The 17,001-nt window shown below is 71.1% G+C and carries 17 protein-coding genes and 1 pseudogene; 8 read left to right on the top strand and 10 right to left on the bottom strand.

The genetic code is table 11. The features are described from left to right. The first annotated feature begins 69 nt into the window (after positions 1 to 69). Together ACFYNP_RS21845 and ACFYNP_RS21840 are read left to right on the top strand one after the other, a co-directional pair. Positions 70 to 885: an AzlC family ABC transporter permease gene (locus ACFYNP_RS21845; RefSeq protein ID WP_388787403.1), complete on the top strand. Its 816-nt coding sequence runs from the start codon at positions 70 to 72 to the stop codon at positions 883 to 885. Further along, on the top strand, positions 882 to 1,190 hold the full coding sequence (locus tag ACFYNP_RS21840) for an AzlD domain-containing protein (RefSeq protein WP_376210039.1): 309 nt from the start codon (positions 882 to 884) through the stop codon (positions 1,188 to 1,190). The genes ACFYNP_RS21845 and ACFYNP_RS21840 overlap by 4 nt, the downstream gene beginning before the upstream one ends. Before the next feature lie 181 nt (positions 1,191 to 1,371). On the opposite strand, the gene ACFYNP_RS21835 is transcribed toward ACFYNP_RS21840, so the two are convergent. Then, on the bottom strand, positions 1,372 to 2,304 hold the full coding sequence (locus ACFYNP_RS21835) for a hypothetical protein (RefSeq protein ID WP_388787357.1): 933 nt from the start codon (positions 2,302 to 2,304) through the stop codon (positions 1,372 to 1,374). Positions 2,305 to 2,384: 80 nt separating this feature from the next. On the opposite strand from ACFYNP_RS21835, the gene ACFYNP_RS21830 reads away from it, so the two are divergent. The 4 genes and pseudogenes from ACFYNP_RS21830 to recX form a co-directional block, all read left to right on the top strand. Continuing rightward, positions 2,385 to 2,579, top strand: coding sequence for a DUF3046 domain-containing protein (locus ACFYNP_RS21830; RefSeq protein WP_161247070.1), 195 nt, complete (start codon positions 2,385 to 2,387; stop codon positions 2,577 to 2,579). Positions 2,580 to 3,076: 497 nt separating this feature from the next. Then, positions 3,077 to 4,150, top strand: coding sequence for an AI-2E family transporter (locus tag ACFYNP_RS21825; protein WP_388787400.1), 1,074 nt, complete (start codon positions 3,077 to 3,079; stop codon positions 4,148 to 4,150). Between the two features lie 259 nt (positions 4,151 to 4,409). Continuing rightward, a complete protein-coding gene (gene recA, locus ACFYNP_RS21820; RefSeq protein ID WP_331447590.1) occupies positions 4,410 to 5,552 on the top strand; it encodes a recombinase RecA in 1,143 nt (380 codons plus the stop codon). Next, positions 5,462 to 6,178: pseudogene (gene recX, locus ACFYNP_RS21815) on the top strand (recombination regulator RecX); the annotation flags it as partial. The gene recA and the pseudogene recX, both read left to right, overlap by 91 nt. 213 nt (positions 6,179 to 6,391) lie before the next feature. Here the strand turns inward: recX and ACFYNP_RS21810 are convergent. The 8 genes from ACFYNP_RS21810 to ACFYNP_RS21775 all read right to left on the bottom strand — a co-directional run bounded on the left by ACFYNP_RS21810 (position 6,392) and on the right by ACFYNP_RS21775 (position 13,349). Next, positions 6,392 to 6,805 carry a rhodanese-like domain-containing protein gene (locus ACFYNP_RS21810; protein ID WP_388787354.1) on the bottom strand — a complete coding sequence of 138 codons (414 nt, stop codon included), beginning with the start codon at positions 6,803 to 6,805 and terminating at the stop codon, positions 6,392 to 6,394. Beyond that, the gene (locus ACFYNP_RS21805; protein ID WP_388420117.1) at positions 6,802 to 7,341 is read right to left on the bottom strand and encodes a cysteine dioxygenase; all 540 of its coding nucleotides are present in this window, start codon (positions 7,339 to 7,341) and stop codon (positions 6,802 to 6,804) included. Before ACFYNP_RS21805 ends, ACFYNP_RS21810 begins: the two co-directional genes overlap by 4 nt. A gap of 144 nt (positions 7,342 to 7,485) precedes the next feature. Next, positions 7,486 to 7,557, bottom strand: a complete 72-nt coding sequence (locus ACFYNP_RS21800) for a putative leader peptide (protein ID WP_309544753.1) — start codon at positions 7,555 to 7,557, stop codon at positions 7,486 to 7,488. Between the two features lie 158 nt (positions 7,558 to 7,715). Next, a complete protein-coding gene (locus ACFYNP_RS21795; protein WP_388787351.1) occupies positions 7,716 to 9,428 on the bottom strand; it encodes an FAD-dependent monooxygenase in 1,713 nt (570 codons plus the stop codon). Positions 9,429 to 9,571: 143 nt separating this feature from the next. Further along, complete coding sequence (locus ACFYNP_RS21790) at positions 9,572 to 10,483, bottom strand: amino acid ABC transporter permease (RefSeq protein ID WP_388420113.1); 912 nt, start codon at positions 10,481 to 10,483, stop codon at positions 9,572 to 9,574. Further along, on the bottom strand, positions 10,480 to 11,127 hold the full coding sequence (locus ACFYNP_RS21785; protein WP_388420111.1) for an amino acid ABC transporter permease: 648 nt from the start codon (positions 11,125 to 11,127) through the stop codon (positions 10,480 to 10,482). Before ACFYNP_RS21785 ends, ACFYNP_RS21790 begins: the two co-directional genes overlap by 4 nt. Positions 11,128 to 11,326: 199 nt before the next feature. Then, a complete protein-coding gene (locus ACFYNP_RS21780; protein WP_388787348.1) occupies positions 11,327 to 12,247 on the bottom strand; it encodes a glutamate ABC transporter substrate-binding protein in 921 nt (306 codons plus the stop codon). A 316-nt stretch (positions 12,248 to 12,563) separates the two neighbouring features. Beyond that, on the bottom strand, positions 12,564 to 13,349 hold the full coding sequence (locus tag ACFYNP_RS21775; RefSeq protein ID WP_388420108.1) for an amino acid ABC transporter ATP-binding protein: 786 nt from the start codon (positions 13,347 to 13,349) through the stop codon (positions 12,564 to 12,566). Positions 13,350 to 13,654: 305 nt separating this feature from the next. On the opposite strand from ACFYNP_RS21775, the gene ACFYNP_RS21770 reads away from it, so the two are divergent. Beyond that, positions 13,655 to 14,356, top strand: coding sequence for a response regulator transcription factor (locus tag ACFYNP_RS21770; protein ID WP_388420106.1), 702 nt, complete (start codon positions 13,655 to 13,657; stop codon positions 14,354 to 14,356). Positions 14,357 to 14,371: 15 nt separating this feature from the next. Next, positions 14,372 to 15,775, top strand: coding sequence for a sensor histidine kinase (locus tag ACFYNP_RS21765; protein WP_388420104.1), 1,404 nt, complete (start codon positions 14,372 to 14,374; stop codon positions 15,773 to 15,775). Between the two features lie 118 nt (positions 15,776 to 15,893). Here the strand turns inward: ACFYNP_RS21765 and ACFYNP_RS21760 are convergent, their stop codons facing one another. Then, positions 15,894 to 16,889: a TAXI family TRAP transporter solute-binding subunit gene (locus ACFYNP_RS21760; RefSeq protein ID WP_388787346.1), complete on the bottom strand. Its 996-nt coding sequence runs from the start codon at positions 16,887 to 16,889 to the stop codon at positions 15,894 to 15,896. Positions 16,890 to 17,001 lie beyond the last annotated feature (112 nt).

Below are 17,001 nucleotides of genomic sequence, written 5' to 3'. Positions count from 1 at the left end.
ACGGCACCCTCTTCTAACGTCCACGACGTGGCAACAGAACAGACAGCACCCCCACAGGCACCCCCGGAGATACCGCCCGGCGCCCGCGCCGGCGGCAAGGCCGACGCGGCCGTCGTCCGCGACGCGCTGGGCGTCGGCGTCGCCGTAGGACTCTCCGGCTTCGCCTTCGGCGTGACCTCCGCCGGCTCGGGACTGAGCCTCCTCCAGACGTGCGCGCTCAGCCTCCTCGTCTTCACCGGCGCCTCCCAGTTCGCCCTCGTCGGCGCCCTCGCCGCCGGCGGCAACCCCCTCACCGCGGCCGCCGGCGCCTTCTTCCTCGGCACCCGCAACGCCTTCTACGGGCTGCGCCTGTCCCAACTGCTCGCGCTCCCCAGGGCGTTGCGCCCCCTCGCCGCCCACTGGGTCATCGACGAGACCACCGCCGTCACCCTCGCCCAGCCGACCCGACGCGCCGCCCGCATCGGCTTCACCGTCACCGGCGCCACCCTCTACGCGCTGTGGAACCTGACCACGCTCGCCGGAGCCCTCGGCGCACGCGCCCTCGGCGACACCGACGCCTGGGGACTCGACGCCGCCAGCCCCGCCGTCTTCCTCGCCCTCCTCGCCCCCATGCTCAAGACCACCACCGAGCGCGCCACCGCCGCCCTCGCCGTCGTCCTCGTCCTCGCCCTGCTGCCCGTCCTGCCCGCCGGCGTCCCCGTCCTCGGCGCCGCCCTCGCCGCCCCCCTCGTGCTCTTCCTGAAGGGACGCGGAGCCAACGCCACCGCCCCGGAGCCCGCCCCGGGCGACGCCCCTGCCACCGCCGCGGGCCCCGCCGGAGACGACATCACCGATCCGGGTGGAACCGGCGAGCTCGGGAACTCCCCGAAGGGACAAGCACGTTGAACGTCTGGATCGCCATAGCCGCCACCGCCCTCGGCTGCTACCTCGCCAAGCTCCTCGGCCTGCTCGTCCCCGCCGGCGCGCTGGACCGCCCCCTGGTCAAACGGCTGGCCGCGCTCCTGCCGGTCGCCCTGCTCGCCGCACTCACCGCGCAGCAGACCTTCAGCACCGGCCACCAGGTACTGATCGACGCCCGCGCCGCCGGACTCGCCGCCGCGGCCGTCGCCCTGCTGCTGCGCGCCCCGTTCCTCGTGATCGTCGCGGCCGCCGTGCTCGCCACCGCGGGCGTACGGGCCCTGGGAGGCTGAGCGGGCCACGGACTCCGGACGGCCGGCCGGGCATACGGACCCCGGACGGCTGAGCGGGCGCACGGCCGCACGGGCGGCGGCACGGGCGGACCTGTGCCGGGGGACCGCCGGCCGGGCCGCCACGGCGCTCCCACCGCCCTTCCCGCGGGACACCGGCCCCCATCCCGGCCCCGGCCCCGCCTCACTCGATGGCACGGCCGTGGGCGCGCAGCGTACGCAGCGCCTCGATGGTCACCATCGGCCGGCACTCCAGCTCCGTGCCCGGCGCCCACGCCCGCCAGCGGATCGGCCAGCCCCCGTCCGCGCGCTGCTCCGCCGCCAAGTGGTCGAGCGAGCGCCCCATCTCCTCGTCGGTGAACCAGCGCCGCGCCAGCGACCGGGGCTCGCGCGCGTAGTCGTGCGGAAAGTGGTGCTCGCCCGGCGCGTACCCCTCCGCGACCGGATACTCGGCGGTCCGCGCCGGATCGAGCACCGCGAGACCCTGCTCCCGCACGAGCCGGCCGAGCCGGTCGGCGGCCGCCTCCGCCCGCGAACGGTCCGGCGCGCCGTCCAGGAAGGCGACCGCCGCCTCCACCTCGTACGGATGCGAGCTCTCCAGCGCGTCGACCGCGGCCCAGCAGAAGTCGGTGGCCCGGAAGAGCCAGGCGTGCCACACCTGGTTGCGGTGCAGCAGCCCCACCACGGGACCCGTGGTCAGCAGCGCACTCGGCGGATCGTCGACCACCGGCACGAACGGCGCCGCCGGGTAGCCGCGCTGCGAGGGGTGCAGCGCGGGCAGCGCCCCGTCCCTGGTGGACACCTCCGTCAGATAGCGGCACATCCGCTCCACGCGCTGCCCGCCCAGCCGGCCGACCGAGTCCAGGACCCGCAGCGCGTGCGCGGTGTGCAGGGGCTGACTGACCGGGCCGCGCAGATCGGGCTCCAGCGCGTGACCGTAGCCGCCGTCGTCACCCTGATAGGCGGTGAGTGCCGCCTCGACGGCGTCGGCGTCCCCGCCGAGGAAGTGGTAGGCGAACCGGCGCTGTTCGAGCACCCTGGCCGTCAGCCAGACGAAGTGCTCGGCACGCGCCAGCGGGGAGTCGAGGGAGTGGGGGGATGCCCCGGAACCAGCCATGCTGGAGACGGTAGGGCCCCCAGCGCCGCGGACAAGCCCCACGGACGGGGCTGCACTCTCAGGGGCGCGATACTTGACTCATGCGGTTGACGATTTTCTGGGAGCGGATGGCCGACCACTTCGGCGCCGCCTACGCGGACTCCTTCGCGCGTGACCACGTGATGACGGAACTGGGCGGGCGCACCGTGCACGAGGCGCTCGACGCGGGCTGGGAAGCGAAGGACGTCTGGCGTGCGGTCTGCGCGGCCATGGACGTACCCGCCGAACGACGCTGATAGCCGCCCCTCCGCGCCCGCGCGGTGCGGTCCGCCGTTACCGGCGCGGTGCCGGCCGGCACCGCGCCGGCCGGCACCGCGCCGGGGCGACCGCCTTCGGGTGAACGGCACGACCACGGCTGACGCCCCGGCCCGCGCGGCCCGAACGGCCCGATACGCCGGCCCGGCCCGCGCTCCCCGGCCCGGACGGGCGGTGGCGACCGGCTGTCGGACCCATGGGCGAGACTTGCCCCGTGGCACCGACTGATGAGATCACCCCCGACGACCGCACCGCCGACCGCGAAACCATCCCGGCGGGCGGCCGGGCAGCCGACGGCGGAACCGGCCGGCCCGCTGACGGCGGCGCCGGAACCGGCCCGACGGCCGACGGCGAAACCACCCTGGCGGGCGACCGGGCGGACAGCGCCGGAACCGGCCCGACCGGCGGCCCGGCGGACGAGCCGCCCGCCGCCGGAAAGCCACCGGCGCACCCCCTCGGGGCGGGCGGCCCCGCCCGCATGCCCCGCTGGCTGCCGCGCGCCGTCGTACTCGTCCTGGCCCTGTACGCCTGTTTCCAGCTGGGCAGCTGGGCCTTCCACCAGCTCATCGGCCTGCTGATCAACATCCTGATCGCGTTCTTCGTCGCGCTCGCCATGGAACCCGCCGTCGGCCGGATGGCGGGCCGCGGCATGCGCCGAGGACTCGCCACCTTCCTCGTCTTCCTCGCCCTGGCGATCGCCACGGTCGGCTTCGTCGTGCTGCTCGGCTCGATGCTGGCGGGCCAGATCGTCGACATGGTCGAGCAGTTCCCCAAGTACCTCGACTCGGTGATCAACTGGGTCAACCACACCTTCCACACCGAGCTCTCCCGCGTCGAGGTGCAGGACAGCCTGCTCCACTCCGACTGGCTGCAGAAATACGTCCAGAACAGCGCGACCGGAGTGCTCGACGTCTCCGCGACCGTGCTCGGCGGCCTCTTCCGGCTGCTCACGATCTTCCTGTTCTCGTTCTACTTCGCCGCCGACGGACCCCGGCTGCGCCGGACCATCTGCTCCGTCCTGCCGCCCGCCCGCCAGGCCGAGGTGCTGCGGGCGTGGGAGATCGCGGTCGACAAGACCGGCGGCTACCTCTACTCACGCGGCCTCATGGCACTCATCTCCGGCATCGCCCACTACATCCTGCTGGAGGTCCTGGGCGTCCCCTACGCCCCGGCGCTCGCGGTGTGGGTGGGCCTGGTCTCCCAGTTCATCCCCACCATCGGCACCTACCTGGCCGGCGCCCTGCCCATGCTGATCGCGTTCACGGTGAACCCGTGGTACGCGGTGTGGGTGCTCGGGTTCGTGGTCGTCTACCAGCAGTTCGAGAACTACATGCTCCAGCCCAAGCTCACCGCCAGGACGGTGGACATCCACCCCGCCGTCGCCTTCGGCTCGGTGATCGCGGGCACCGCCCTCATGGGCGCGGTCGGCGCCCTCATCGCCATCCCCGCCGTCGCGACCCTCCAGGCCTTCCTCGGCGCCTACGTGAAGCGGTACGACGTCACGGACGACCCCCGCGTCCACGGCAGACACCAGGCCCGCGGGATGTCCTGAGCGGGCGCGGGGCACGTCCGGGGTGGGGCGGAGCAGGCGTGGCGCGCGTCCGGAGCGGGGTGCTCCGGACGGCGTGGTGCGCTTGACATCAAAATCGAACATCCATTCTGATGAGAGTCCGGCCCTGTGTTTGCAAGGGTTCCACCGCGTTTCCGGTGGAGTTGTCCACAGGCTGGAAGGACGTCGGGGCCCATTGTCAGTGGCAGGGGTTAGCGTCTTTGACGTGAAGCGATCGACTCAAGCAAATCGGGTGGAACCCATGGCAGGAACCGACCGCGAGAAGGCGCTCGACGCCGCGCTCGCACAGATTGAACGGCAATTCGGAAAGGGCGCGGTGATGCGCCTGGGCGAGCGGCCGAATGAGCCCATCGAGGTCATCCCCACCGGGTCGACCGCGCTCGACGTCGCCCTCGGCGTCGGCGGACTGCCGCGCGGCCGCGTGGTCGAGGTCTACGGCCCGGAATCCTCCGGCAAGACGACCCTCACGCTGCACGCCGTGGCCAACGCCCAGAAGGCCGGCGGCGCCGTGGCGTTCGTCGACGCCGAGCACGCTCTGGACCCCGAGTACGCCAAGAAGCTCGGCGTCGACATCGACAACCTGATCCTGTCCCAGCCGGACAACGGCGAGCAGGCCCTGGAAATCGTCGACATGCTGGTCCGCTCCGGCGCCCTCGACCTCATCGTCATCGACTCCGTCGCTGCCCTCGTGCCGCGCGCCGAAATCGAAGGCGAGATGGGTGACTCGCACGTCGGCCTCCAGGCCCGACTGATGAGCCAGGCCCTGCGGAAGATCACCAGCGCGCTCAACCAGTCCAAGACCACCGCCATCTTCATCAACCAGCTCCGCGAGAAGATCGGCGTGATGTTCGGCTCCCCCGAAACCACCACCGGTGGCCGGGCCCTGAAGTTCTACGCCTCCGTACGCCTCGACATCCGCCGCATCGAAACGCTGAAGGACGGCACCGACGCGGTCGGCAACCGCACCCGCGTCAAGGTCGTCAAGAACAAGGTCGCGCCGCCCTTCAAGCAGGCCGAGTTCGACATCCTCTACGGCCAGGGCATCAGCCGCGAAGGCGGCCTGATCGACATGGGCGTCGAGCACGGCTTCGTCCGCAAGGCCGGCGCCTGGTACACGTACGAGGGCGACCAGCTCGGCCAGGGCAAGGAGAACGCCCGCAACTTCCTCAAGGACAACCCCGACCTCGCCAACGAGATCGAGCGGAAGATCAAGGAGAAGCTCGGCGTCGGCGTCAGGCCGGAAGAGCCGGCCACCGACACCGCCAAGGACGGCAAGGACACCAAGGACGCCGCGGGCGAGACCGCCCCGGCAGCCGACACCACCACGGTGCCCGCCCCCGCCACCAAGGCCAAGACGGCCAAGGCCACCGCCGCCAAGAGCTAACGGTGACCCGCAGGACCGAGTGGGCCGACCCCGAGGAGCCCAGCCCCCCCAGGGGCCGCTCCCGACGGGCCGGCCCCGGCGGCACGGCCGACGCCACCCACACGGCCAAAGCCGACACACCGCCATCGCCACAAGACCCGGCCGAGCGGGCGCGAGCCATCTGCCTGCGCCTGCTCACCGGGACCCCCCGCACCCGCAAACAACTCGCCGACGCCCTCAAGAAACGGGAGATCCCCGACGACGTAGCCGAAGAAGTCCTCTCCCGCTTCGAAGAAGTCGGCCTGATCAACGACGCCGCGTTCGCCGACGCCTGGGTGGAATCCCGCCACCACGGGCGCGGCCTCGCCCGCCGCGCCCTCGCCCGCGAACTGCGCACCAAGGGCGTCGACACCACCGTCATCGACGAAGCCGTGGCCCGGCTCGACTCCGACCAGGAAGAGGACAGGGCCCGCGACCTGGTGGCGCGCAAACTCCGCTCCACCCGAGGCCTCGACCGCGACCGTCGCCTGCGCCGCCTCGCCGGAATGCTCGCCCGCAAGGGCTACCCCGAAGGCATGGCCCTCAGGGTGGTCCGCCAGGCACTCCAAGAAGAGGGCGACGACGCGGACGACCTGTACGAGCCGTGACGCGTACGCGACCCGAGCCACGGGGGCCCGACGCGTACGGGCCACGACCCGGGCAAGCCGGCCTCGGGCAAGCCGCCCACGAGCCGGCCTCGGGCAAGCCGCCCGCCCGCCCGTCCCGGCCCCCGAGCCAGCCGGCCGCCGACCCGGACCCGGCCGCACGCCGCGTGCCGGGCCGGCCTCCCTCGGCCCGCGGGCAGCGGCCCGCCCGCGCGGCTAGACGCCGCCCGACGGGGGAGTGAGCGGCAGGCCCGCCGCGCGCCACGCCTGGAAACCGCCGATCAGATCCGTCGCCCGGTACAGCCCCAACTGCCGCAGCGACACCGCCGCGAGAGACGACGCATACCCCTCGTTGCAGACCACCACCACCCGCAGATCGTGCCCCGTCGCCTCCGCCGCACGGTGGCTGCCCTGCGGATCGAGCCGCCACTCCAGCTCATTGCGCTCCACGACCAGCGCCCCCGGAATCAGCCCGTCCCTCTCCCGCAGCGCCGCATACCGGATGTCCACCAGCAGCGCCCCGCCGGCCGCCTCCGCGAACGCCTCCCGCGCCGTCACCCGGTCCAGGTCCGCCCTGACCCGCTCCAGCAGAGCGTCGATCCCCACCGGTTCCGGACGCCGCGCGCTCAACTCCAGTCCTCCGGACGCTCGACCTGCTCGACCCGCAGCACCGCACCCGTACGGCTGTACCGCCGGATCAGCGGCAGCGGCGGAAAATAGGCGTGCACCGAAATCGCATGCTCGGTCCGCGACTCGTTGCGCACCTCATGCACATGATGCGGCCCGAAAGCCCGGCCCCCGCCCGCCCCCAACTCCCTTGAGCGGTCCACCCCTTCGGCCAGCTCCAACGTCTTCCAGCCCTCGGTGGGCAACCGCGCCGCGAGCGAATCCTCACGCAGAGCACCGGCCGCCGTGGCGAACGCCCCATGGGAACCGCCATGATCGTGCCAGCCCGTCCCGGTACCCGGCGGCCAGCCGATCAGCCACGCCTCACTGCCACCCGGCCCATCGAGCCGAACCCACGTCCGGCCCTGCTCATCGAGGGGCAGCGAGGCGATCAGAGCGGCATCCGCCGCGGTACGGCGGGCGAAGTCGAGCAACTCCGCCGCACTCGGCGCGGAACCGGAACCGTCGGGGGCATCAGAACCCGGATCGGGCGCCGCCACGGGGGAGGGGGCGGGCACGGGCGTACGGACAGGGGTGTTGACGGAGAGCGACACGAAGGACCGTCCTGGGGAAGTTCGCGAATGCGCGCGTACGGCCGACGGCACCACGGGGGCTCGGCGGAACGGCGCGAAGGGAAAGGCGACTCAGCAGGACGGACGACACACGCAGCCCGCATAGCGGACGAGGTCCATATGGACCCTCCGCCACAGGCGCACATCGGTGTCGGTCACGTTTCGGAGTAGACCATGGACGCCTGCGTCGGTCAATCAGTGTTCGGATGGCGGATGGCAGAGCCCGGACGCGGCTTACCGATGACCGTTCACCGATGACAGCTCAGCGACAACAGATCACCGTTGACAACAAACGACAACTGTCACTTGACGTCCGCCGTCCGCCCCGCCTCTCCCACCCCCGACACCCCGGCCACCCCAGCCCCAGCCCCGCCCACACCATCACCGGCACCACCGGCACCGGCCCCAGCACCCCCGGCAGAACCCGAACCCGAACCCGTACGCGCACCGCGCCCAGCCCCACCCCGTACCGCATCCGCCGCCGCGAACAACTCCTCGGGCTGCACCCCGTTGAACGCCGCGACCAGATGACCGTCGGGCCGCACCAGGAGCACGGCGTGGGCCGGAGCCCCCGGATAGTCCTCCGCCACCAGCAGCTCCGCATCCAGCGGAAGAGCACCCACCGCGGCGTCCAGCGCCGGCATCACCCCCGCCGTCAACCAGTGACGGCGATCCCACACACCCGTACCCGGCGCCACCAGCACCACCAGCAGCCTGCCCCGGCCCAACCGGTCCCGCAGCGGCCCCGTCGCCCCGTCGGGCGCCATCACCGGCACATCAGCCACCGGCCCACCCGACTCCGTACCCACCACAAGATGCGACTCGGCCGGCCCCGGCGCCAGCGGCGAATCCGGATAGGCCGGCGGAGCGCCCAACGGCCCACGCCCCAGATGGCCGTCCGTCACCAGCGCGTCATGCCCCCGCGCCGTCCCCGGCACCCAGCCCCGCAACCCCGCCCCGCCCCGAAGAATCGGCAACGACTGGTCCGCCGCACGCAACCGGGCCGCGACCGCCGAACGCCGCTCCGCCTGATAGCTGTCCAGGAGCCCCTCCGCCGCCCCGTGATGCCACACCCGGGCCAGCTTCCACGCCAGGTTCTGCACGTCCCGCAGACCCTCGTCCAGAGCCTGCGTGCCCAGCGCACCCAGCAGATGCGCCGCATCCCCCGCCAAGAACGCCCGCCGCACCCGCCAACGCCGCGCCAGCCGGTGATGCACCGTGTGAACACCCGTGTCCAACAACTCGTACGGCCCCGTCTCACCGCACCAGCCCGCCAGCGTGTCCCGGATCCGGCCCACCAACGCATCCGGCGTGACCAGCTCCGCACGCGGCGGAAGCAACCAGTCCAACCGCCACACACCATTGAGCAGCGGCCGCGCCGTCACCTCGTCACCCCCCGCCCGCCACGGCGGCAACCGATGGGACAACGCCTCACCCGGCCACGGGAGTTCCGTACGCAGCGCCACGACCGCCTGACGCTCCACCGCCGTCCGTCCCGTGAACCGCACATCCAGCAGCTTGCGCACCGTCGAGCGCGCACCGTCACAGCCGACCGCGAAACTCCCCCGCCACCACGTCCCGCCCGGCCCCGACGTATGCGCCGACACCCCCTCCGCGTCCTGCTCCAACGCGTCCAGACGGCTGTGCGTGACGATCCGCACCAGACCCGACGCCGTCACCGCGTCCCGCAACCCCCGGGTCAACGCATGCTGCGGCACATGCACCGGCGACGGCCCCCCGGCCCGCCCCTCACCGAACTCCACATGACGCAGCAACCGACCACGCCGCATCGACCGCCAGGCCACCCAGCGGGCCCCCTCGTCCCGCACCGCCGCGCACCCCAGACCCGCCACGAACGACGCGATGTCCGGCCGCAGCACGACCGTCCGCACCCCACGGGGCTCCTCCTTGCCCGGCCCCTCGTCAAGCACGACGGACGGCACGCCCTGCGCGGCCAGCGACAGAGCGAGCGCCAGCCCCACCGGACCCGCCCCGACGACGATCACCGGGTCCACGGCGCGACTCCCAGGACACGGCGGGACGGCTTGCAGGTGGCGCGGGGAACCCGGTGCACGATCACAGAACGTATGCAACCCACTGCGCGTGCTTGCGTCAAGTGACGGAGGCAGCGACGCGAACGCCACTGCCTCATATGCCGTCAGTTCGTCGCGGCAGGCGCCACATCCGGCCCATCGGCCCCGTCACCGGCCAGAGCCGGACCGGACCCGTCCCCGGTGACCGGAGCCGCGGCCGCCATCGCGATACCCGTCTTCGCCCGACGGCCCCGCTTCTCGATCCACGTGGCCAGCGCCGAAAGCAGCAGACACATCGCCACATAGATCGTGCCGATCACCACGATCGTCGACACATACGGATACTGGCCGTTGACCTGCGTGTTGCTCGCGATCAGACGAGCCGTCTGCAACAGCTCCGGATACAGGATGATGAAGCCCAGCGACGTGTCCTTCAGGGTCACCACCAGCTGGCTGATGATCGTCGGCAGCATCGCACGCACCGCCTGCGGCATCAGCACACTGACCATGACCTGCGTCTTGCTCATCCCCAGCGCGTACGCCGCCTCACGCTGCCCCCGGGGAACCGAGTTCACCCCCGCACGCAGCACCTCCGCCTGCACACAGCCGTTGTAGATCGACAGGCCGAGCGCCAGCGCCCACATCGAGTAGTCGGTGAGGAAACCGATCCACACCGCGTAGATCGTGATCAAAAGCGGGATCGAACGGAACAGCTCGATGAACGCCGTCGCCACCCACCGCACCGGCTTGTGGTCCGAGAGCCGGCCCACCGCCAGCACCACCCCCAGCACCAGCGAACCGACCGCCGCCAGACCGAACGCCTTCAACGTGGCGAGCACCGCCTCGGCGATGTTCTGCCGGATCCCCGCGTAGTTGAAGATGTCCCACATGCCGTAGGCGAGATCGCCCTTCGCCGAGAGCCGCACCACGGCCACCACGACCAGCGCCAGCAGAGCGAGCGAACCCACCACCGCGTACACGCGGTTGCGGATGACGGCCTTCGGGCCGGGGGCGTCGTACAGAACGCTGGCACTCATCGGGCGACCTCCATGCGGCGCTCCAGAAGACGGAAGAGACCGCTCATCGCGAAGGTGACGATCAGATAGCCCAGAGCCACCCACAGGAAGACCGGCACGATGTCGTAGCCCTGATCACTCATCAGCTTCTGCCAGCCGAACAGCTCGGTCACGCTGAACGCCCCCGCGATCGCCGAGTTCTTCGTCAGCGCGATGAAGATCGAACTCAGGGGCGGGATGACCGTCCGGGTGGCCTGCGGCAGCACGATCACACTCAAGGTCTGCGTGAAACTCATCCCGATCGAACGAGCCGCCTCCGCCTGCCCCAGCGGCACCGTACTGATGCCGGACCGCACCGCCTCGCACACGAACGACGCCGTGTAGAAACCCAGCGCCAGCGAACCCAGCAGGAACGGGCTCATACCCGGAAAGCAGATCTCCGGCACGACGAAGAAGAAGACCAGGAAGAGCAGCGTCAGCGGCGTGTTGCGCAGCAACGTCACCCAGGCCGTGCCGAAGAACCGCAGCGGCGGCACGGGCGACACCCGGAAACCGGCGAGCAGCAGGCCAAGGACCAGGGCGATGACCGAACTGACGGCGGTGATCTCCACGGTGCCTATGAAGCCGTCGCGGAACTCCGCGAAATGGTCGAGCAGTACGTTCATGAGGTCTCCGCGTCGGCGGGCAGCGGCTGGGGCATCGATCGGGACAACGGGTGCGACGCGTGCGACGCGTGCAACGGATTCAGCGGGTACGGCGGGTACGGCGGGTACGGCGGGTACAGCGGGTGCATCCGGTTCAGCGGGGCGCGCGACGGGGCCCGGCGCCCCGTACCGCGGTACGGGGCGCTGCGGGCCGCGTCACTCAGTAGCGGGCGACGGCCGGCGGAGCCTGGTACGTCGAACCCGACAGGCCGAGCGTGGCGTCGTAGATCTTCTTGTACGTGCCGTCCTTCTCGTGCTTCTCCAGCGCGCTGTCGATGAAGTCGCGCAGCGCCTTGTCGTCCTTGTTCATGCCGATGCCGTACGGCTCCTCGGTGAACGGCTTGCCGACGACGTGCAGCTTGCCGGAGTTCTTCGCGGCGTAGCCCTTCAGGATCGCGTCGTCCGTGGTGACCGCGTCGACCTGCTTGGACAGGAGCTGCTGCACGCAGTCCGAGTACTTCGACAGCTCGACCACGGACGCGCCGTACTCGGGCTTCTTGATCTCCTGGAGCGGCGTGGAGCCGACGATCGAGCAGACCTTCTTGCCCTTCACCGCGTCCTTGCCGGTGATCGAGGTGTCGCCCTGGCGCACCAGAAGGTCGGCGCCGGCCTTGTAGTACGGCCCCGCGAACCCGACCTGCTGCTTACGCTTGTCGTTGATCGTGTACGTGCCGACGTAGTAGTCGACCTGGCCCTTGGAGATCGCCGTCTCACGCACACCGGAGTCGACGGTCTTCCACTCGATCTGGTCGGCCTTGAAGCCCAGATCGGCGGCGATCATCTTGGCGATCTCGACGTCGAAGCCGGAACGCTCCTTGGTCGACTGGTCCTCGAAGCCGAGGTAGGGCTGGTCGGCCTTGGAGCCGATGACGAGCTTGCCGCGCGCCTTGGCCGCCTTGAGGGTGGACGAGTCGAGCGTGACGTTCGAGGCGACGGTGTACGTCGGCAGCTGCGGGGCGCCGCTGGAACCGGGCTGGGCGGACTGCTTGTCACCGGCGGAGCCGGACTTGCCGCCACAGGCGGTCGCGGTCAGGGCGAACACGGCGATCGCCGCGACGGCGGCGGACTTGCGGAGCATCATGGCGAACATTCCTTGTGTAGTTGGTCGTTGGTCGTCATCGGTGGGCCGGCGGCCGGTCGGGTCGGCCGTTCCGCGACTGCCCCGTAACTGCCCCGTATCGAGAGTCAGTTGACGTTAAGCTTCCGTCATCTGTCATCCGTCATCTGTCGGCTGCCACCCGTCGGCTGCCGACTCCCGACTGCCGCCCGAGGGCCGTCGGCCCCAGTCGTCGGCCGACGGCTGACGAGGACCGGCCGTCGGTAGCCGGCGGTCAGTAGTCAGCGATCAGTAGTCAGTACTCGTCAGTCAGTACTCGTCAGGCATCAGGCGTCAGGCGTCAGTGGTGCAGGATCTTCGAGAGGAAGTCCTTCGCCCGGTCGCTGCGCGGGTTGCTGAAGAACTGGTCGGGCGTGGCCTCCTCGACGATCTTGCCGTCGGCCATGAAGACGACCCGGTTGGCCGCGGAGCGGGCGAAGCCCATCTCGTGCGTGACCACGACCATCGTCATCCCGTCCCGCGCCAACTGCTGCATGACCTCAAGGACCTCGTTGATCATCTCCGGGTCCAGCGCCGAGGTGGGCTCGTCGAAGAGCATCACCTTCGGGTCCATCGCCAACGCCCGTGCGATCGCCACGCGTTGCTGCTGACCGCCCGACAGCTGCGCCGGGTACTTGTCGGCCTGCGTCCCGACGCCGACCCGGTCGAGCAGCGTCCGCGCCTTCTGCTCGGCGCTCCGCTTGTCGGCCTTGCGCACCTTCACCTGGCCCAGCATGACGTTCTCAAGGACCGTCTTGTGCGCGAACAGGTTGAACGACTGGAAGACCATGCCGACATCGGCCCGCAGCCGCGCCAGTTCCCGGCCCTCCTGGGGCAGCGGCCTGCCGTCGATCGAGATCGCCCCGGAGTCGATCGTCTCCAGGCGGTTGATGGTGCGGCACAGCGTGGACTTCCCGGACCCGGAGGGCCCGATGACGACGACGACCTCGCCCCGGGCGATGGTCAGGTCGATGTCCTGGAGCACATGCAGCGCGCCGAAGTGCTTGTTGACGTTGTTCAGCACGACCAGGTCACCCGACGCGGGTACCGCGTCCTCGGTCCCCTCGGCCACTGATACTCCGCTCATCGGCTTCTTGCTCCGTCCCACTCGGTTGGGGAGGACCGTAGTGGTGAGTTGTGACCAGCGTCATTACATCTGAGCGGAACTTGAGGATAACGATCTGGTTGCGCGGCAGCACTCTGGGTGAGCGCACCCTCCGGCGAATACCGGCTGCGTAACGGATGATGCGAAGGGGCGGGCGCCCCCTTGACCGAAGTGGCGACCATGGGCATGGATTCGGGGGTACGTGCCGCGATGCGGCCGATGAACATGCCGATGAACATTTCGTGCGCGGGCCGCGACGGGCCGCGGCGCAGCCAGGGAGGGGGGCCATGAGACTGCTGCTCGTCGAGGACGACGACCACGTCGCCGCCGCCCTGTCCGCCGTCCTCGCCAAGCACGGCTTCGAGGTGAAGCACGCCCGCAACGGCGAAGAGGCGCTCCAGGCGCTCCTTCCTGACGAGCACTGCGCCAAACCTCCCTTCGGCGTGGTCCTGCTCGACCTCGGACTGCCCGACCAGGACGGCTACGAGGTCTGCGGCAAGATCCGCAAGCGCACCTCCATCCCGGTGATCATGGTGACCGCGCGCGCCGACGTCCGCTCCCGTATCCACGGGCTGAACCTCGGCGCAGACGACTACGTGGTCAAGCCCTACGACACCGGCGAACTCATCGCCCGCATCCACGCCGTCATCCGGCGCCCCCCGCCCGGCGCCCGGCCCGAGGCGGCCGACACCGCACTGCGCTTCGGCCGCGTCCAGATCGAACTGCCCACCCGCCGCGTCAGTGTCGACGGCGAGGGCGTCCAGCTGACCCGCAAGGAGTTCGACCTGCTCGCCCTCCTCGCCCAGCGCCCCGGCGTCGTCTTCCGCCGGGAACAGATCATCAGCGAGGTGTGGCGCACCAGTTGGGAGGGGACCGGCCGCACCCTCGAAGTGCACGTCGCGTCCCTGCGCTCCAAACTGCACATGCCCGCACTGATCGAGACGGTGCGCGGCGTCGGCTACCGGCTCGTCGAGCCGGCCGCCCTCTGAGCCCCGAGAAGCCCGGTGCGCACCCGACTTCTCCCGCTCCTCATCTTCCTGCTCGCCCTCGTCCTGGTCGCCTTCGGCTTTCCGCTCGCCCTGAGCGTGGCCCACGCACAACAGCAGGCGGTGGTCATCGACCGCATCGACGACACCGCGCGCTTCGCCGCCCTCGCCCAGTTCGTCACCGCCCCCGACGGCAACGACACCAACAGCGCGGAACGGCTGACCACCCTGGAGGAGGAACTGTCGCGCTACTCGACCCTGTACGGGATCAAGGCCGGCGTCTTCTTCCGCAACGGCAGCGCCATGGCGAGCGCCCCCCAGGGCTGGCAGGCACCGGCCAAGGGCCAGGGATACCTCGCCTTCCACGAGGCACTCGCCGGCCGTCGCAGCCACGACCCGGCCCAGGTCTGGCCGTGGCAGAGCGGCCGCCTCGTCGTGGCCTCGCCGGTGGTGCGGGAGGGTGACGTCATCGCGGTCGTGGTCACCGACTCGCCCACCGGAAGCATGCGCTCCAACACCCTGCGCGGCTGGCTGCTCATCGGGGCGGGCGAGTTGGCGGCGATGCTGCTGGCCTTCGGCGCGGCGGTCCGCCTCACCGGCTGGGTGCTCAGGCCCGTACGCGTCCTCGACGCCGTCACCCACGACATCGCCACCGGACGCATGAACTCCCGCGTCGCCGCCGCCGGCGGCCCTCCCGAACTCCGCAGACTGGCGCACTCGTTCAACGAGATGGCCGACAACGTCGAGGAAGTCCTGGAGCAGCAGCGCGCGTTCGTCGCCGACGCCTCCCACCAATTGCGCAACCCGCTGTCCGCGCTGCTGCTCCGCATCGAGCTCCTCGCCCTCGAACTCCCCGAGGGCAACGAGGAGATCGCCTCGGTGCGCACCGAGGGCAAGCGCCTGGCCCAGGTACTCGACGACCTGCTGGGGCTCGCCCTCGCGGAGCACGCGGCAGCCGACCTCCGGCTCATCGACATCGGGGCGCTGGCGGGGGAGCGGGTCGCCGCCTGGCGGCCACTCGCCGAGGACAAGGGCGTACGGCTGCTCGCGGACGGCGCGGCCGCCGCGACCGGCTGGGCGGACCCGGTGGCGCTGTCCAGCGCCCTCGACGCGGTGATCGACAACGCGCTCAAGTTCACACCCGAGGGCGAGGACGTCAAGGTCGCCGTAGGGGTGGGGGGCCCTCGGGTCAGCGTGACGGTGACCGACCGCGGGCCCGGCCTCACCGACGAGGAACTGGGCCGCGTCGGCGACCGTTTCTGGCGCGCGGGCCGCCACCAGAACGTCAAGGGCTCCGGCCTCGGCCTCTCCATCGCCCGCACCCTGCTCGCGGCGGGCGGCGGAACGATCGCCTACGCCCACCACGAGCCGAACGGCCTGAGCGTGACGGTCACGGTGCCGCGTACGCAGCCGGAGGGGTGAGGGGTGAGGGGTGAGTGAGGGGTGGAAGAGGAGCGGCGGAGAGGGGACGGTGACTGACAGATTTCAGATGTCGTCGGTCCCTACCCGGTCGTCGGCCGGACCCGGCCCACGACCACCATCACGGCTTGACCGACCGGTAGTAGTCCCGTGCCCCGTCGTGCAGGGGCAGCGGCGCCGTGTAGATCGCTGTGCGCAGGTCCACCAACTGGGCCGCGTGCACTTCCCGTCCGATCCGGTCGCGGCTGTTTATCACGGTACGGGTGAACCCCTCGGTGAGTGCCGCGTTCGTGCGATCCGTGGTGACCAGAAGGTTCGCCACGGCGATCGTCGGCACGGGAACGCCCCGCTGGGCCTTGGGGTACGCGTCGGCGGGCATCGTCGCCGCCCGGTAGTAGCCGGTGCTGCCGTCCGCCTTGTGCAGGGCCGACACCAGTTCGGCGAGCGGCACGAGCCGGATCGGGTACGTCTCGGAGAGTCTGAGGACGGCCGTGGTCGGCAGGCCCCCGGACCAGAAGAACGCGTCGATCCGGTGCTGTCGCAGCAGGTCGGGCATGGTGTCGATCCCGGCGGGGACGGGGGTGATGTCGTGGTCCGGGTCCAGTCCGGCGGCGGGCAGCAGCCGGTCGGCGAGCAGCCGTACGCCGGAGCCCGCCTGCCCGACGGCGACCCGCTTGCCGCGCAGGTCGGCCACCGACCGTACGGGGGAGTCCTGGGGCACCACCAGCTGCACGTAGTCGTCGTACAGGCGGGCGCAGCCGCGCAGCAGGTCCGCGCCGGGCTTGTTGTCCTTGCGGAACTTGTCGACCGAGTCGGCGGTGGCGATGGTGAAGTCGGAGGTGCCGTCGGCCAGGCGTGCCAGGTTCTCCTGGGAGCCCTGGCTGGTGCGGAGGTTGACCTGGACCTTGGGGAGATCGGAGGCCAGTGCTTGTTGCAGCAGTTCGCCGTAGCGCTGGTAGACCCCGGTGCGTACCCCCGTACTGAAGTCGATCTTCCCGGCGGGGGAGCGTCCGCCGAGCGGCAGCAGCCACCACAGGAGCAGCCCGAGAACGGCCGCGATGGCCGCGGCCGCGGTCAGGACGCGGCGGTGGTTGAGCCGGGGCGGGGCGGGGAGCATGGCTGGATCCTGCCAGTTCCCCGCCCGCGAGGACCAGGGGTGGCGGGCCGTGAACACCGGTGGGCACCCGGTCGGTGCCCGGCGCGGCTTCCGCACGCGGTCGCCGCCGCGC

This window comes from Streptomyces sp. NPDC006691 (genome assembly GCF_042869955.1).
GTDB lineage: Bacteria > Actinomycetota > Actinomycetes > Streptomycetales > Streptomycetaceae > Streptomyces.
This window is presented reverse-complemented; position numbering and strand designations above follow the sequence as displayed.